Annotated in this window: 2 protein-coding genes; both read left to right on the top strand. The window is 61.2% G+C overall.

The features are described from left to right. Positions 1 to 159: 159 nt before the first annotated feature. A complete protein-coding gene (locus tag ACIREA_RS30055) occupies positions 160 to 1,773 on the top strand; it encodes a peptide chain release factor 3 (protein WP_397386002.1) in 1,614 nt (537 codons plus the stop codon). 404 nt (positions 1,774 to 2,177) lie between these two features. Next, the coding region (locus ACIREA_RS30050) for an SDR family oxidoreductase (protein ID WP_397386001.1) at positions 2,178 to 2,787 on the top strand (610 nt) is incomplete at its 3' end.

Genomic DNA, 2,787 nt, shown 5'->3' with positions numbered 1-2,787 from the left:
CTAATCCTGTTAATCCCGTCATCTTGTTAATCCTGTCTATCCTCTCCGCTCACCTCCCTCCACGTCCTTCGTCATTCAGATTTCGCCATTGGCCTTTCGAAAGCCCCCCGCCACTCCACTTGCATCCTTCCCCGGCTTGGACGAATACAACCGCCCCCCATGCCCCACGAAGCCCAAATCGCCCGCCGTCGTTCCTTCGCGATCATTTCGCACCCCGACGCCGGTAAAACGACGCTCACCGAAAAGCTCCTGCTCTACGGCGGCGCTGTCGCGCTCGCAGGTTCCGTGACCGCCCGCAAAAACCAGCGCGCCACCACCTCCGACTGGATGGAGCTCGAAAAGCAGCGCGGCATTTCCGTCAGCTCCACCGTCCTGCAGTTTGAGTACAAAGGCAACGTCGTGAACCTCCTCGACACCCCCGGTCACAAAGACTTCTCCGAAGACACCTACCGCGTGCTCACCGCCGTGGATGCCGCCATCATGGTCGTCGACGCTGGTAAAGGCATCGAGGCCCAAACACGCAAGCTCTTCGAAGTCTGCCGCCGCCGTGGCGTCCCCATCTTCACCTTCATGAACAAGCTCGACCGCCCTGCGCGCGAGCCCCTCACCCTCCTCGACGAACTCGAAACCGTCCTCGGCATCGGTGCCTGCGCCATCAATTGGCCCCTCGGCATCGGTCAGCAGTTCCGTGGCGTTTACGACCGTCGCAAAAACGATGTCCATCTCTTCGAGCGCACCGTCCACGGCGCTTTCCGCGCCCCCGAAAAAGTCGGCGGCCTCGACGACGAATTCGTCGCCAAGCACACCGTCCCTGAAGCCCTCGAACAGGCCAAGATGGAGCTCGAAATGCTCGACGGCGCAGGCCACGCCTACGATCGCACCAAGATCGATCGCGGCGAACTCACCCCCGTCTTCTTCGGCAGCGCCAGCAACAACTTCGGCGTCCAGATGCTCCTCGACGGCTTCCTCGAACTCGCCCCGCCACCCGAGCCCCGCATGGCCGCCGATGGCCGCGTCATCGAGCCCACCGATGAAGGCTTCTCCGGCTTCGTCTTCAAGATCCAGGCCAACATGGACCCCCGCCATCGCGACCGCATGAGCTTCGTCCGCATCGTCAGCGGCAAGTTCGAACGCGACATGCAGGTCACCCACACCCGCACCGGCAAAATCGTCCGCCTCGCCAACTCCCAAAAACTCTTCGCCCAGGATCGCGAGACCGTGAACGAAGCCTACGCGGGCGATGTCGTCGGCATCGTCGGCAATCACGGCTTCGGCATTGGCGACACCCTCGCCGTCGACCCCAAGCTCAAGTTCGACGAAATCCCCCGCTTCGCCCCCGAAGTCTTCTGCTATCTGCACAACCCCAGCACCGCGCACTACAAGCGCTTCCGCGACGGCCTTGAGCAGCTCCTCAGCGAAGGCGTCGTGCAGCAGTTCATCCAGCCCCACGCCGGTCAGCGCGTGCCCCTCCTCGGCGCCGTCGGCCCCCTCCAGTTCGAAGTCGTGCAGTTCCGTCTCGAGAGCGAATACAACGCCCAAAGCCGCCTCGAAACCGCCCCTTACACCGTCCTCCGCTGGGTCCGCACCAAAGACGGCGGCGCCATCGAAGACTTCGACATCCCCGGCGGCGTCACCACCGCCCAGGACAGTGCCGAACGCTGGGTCGTCTTCTTCAGCGACCAATGGGCCATCAACTACTTCGAACGCCGCAACCCCAACGCCGAACTCTCCGAGATCCCATGGGACGAAGTCGAGAAGAAAGCGGCCACCTAATCCGGCCACGTTTTTTAGACAGGATTAACAAGATTTCAGAATGATGCAGGATCGCACGTCCTGAATAAAAAAGCGGCGTTCCGAAACGGCATTCTCAAGCCATGCCCACGCAAATCTTGTTAATTCTGGAATCCTGTAAATCCTGTCAAAACAGCGCCGCGTAACCCAAAGACCTCGCCCCACCTTCATGAATGACCTGGGGAAGTAAGCTGGTGCCCAGCCAGCCTACTTTTTAAGACAGGATTAACAAGATTACAGGATGATGCAGGATCGCTCGTTCAGCTCTCCAAAGAGCATCGTTTCGAAACGGCACTCTCAAACCGCAACCGCGCAAATCTTGTGAATTCTGCAATCCTGTAAATCCTGTCAAAAGAGCGCCGCGCACCCCAAAGCCCCCGCCTCGCATGAAACCCAAAACCGTCGTCATCACCGGCTGCACTCGCGGACTCGGCCGCGCCATGCTCCCCCTCTTCGTCAATGCAGGCTGGCACATCGCCGGTTGTGGACGCAACACCGCCCAAATCGCCGAGCTCTCCCACCAGTTCCCCGCGCCTCACCTCTTCCAAACCTGCGACGTCTCCCACGAATCCGACATCGCCGCCTTCTGCGCCACCCTCCTCGAAAAATTCGGCGCACCAGACCTCGTCCTCAACAACGCCGCCATCATCACCCCCAACGCGCCCCTCTGGGAAACCAGCGCCGAGGACTTCAGCCGCATCATCGACATCAACATCAAGGGCCCCGCCGCCATGATGCGCCACCTGCTCCCCGCCATGCTGAAACGCGGCAGCGGCGTCATCGTCAATTTCTCTTCCGGCTGGGGCCGCGTCACCGCCTCAGACGTCGCACCCTACTGCGCCACCAAGTACGCCATCGAAGGCCTCTCCATGGCCACCGCCCAGGACACCGGCGGCAAAGTCGCCGTCATCCCCATGAATCCCGGCATCATCGACACCGACATGCTCCGCAGCACCTTCGGCTCCAGCTCCGGCGATTTTCCTGATGCCGTAGACT

Origin of the sequence: Prosthecobacter sp. (assembly GCF_044373815.1) — a bacterium.
Lineage (GTDB): Bacteria > Verrucomicrobiota > Verrucomicrobiia > Verrucomicrobiales > Verrucomicrobiaceae > Prosthecobacter.
The sequence above is the reverse complement of the archived record's forward strand: the minus strand, read 5'-3'. Positions and strand labels throughout refer to the sequence as shown.

Coding starts and splice junctions, on each gene's coding strand:
- ACIREA_RS30055 (WP_397386002.1), top strand. CDS start 160: ATGCCCCACGAAGCCCAAATCGCCCGCCGTCGTTCCTTCGCGATCATT.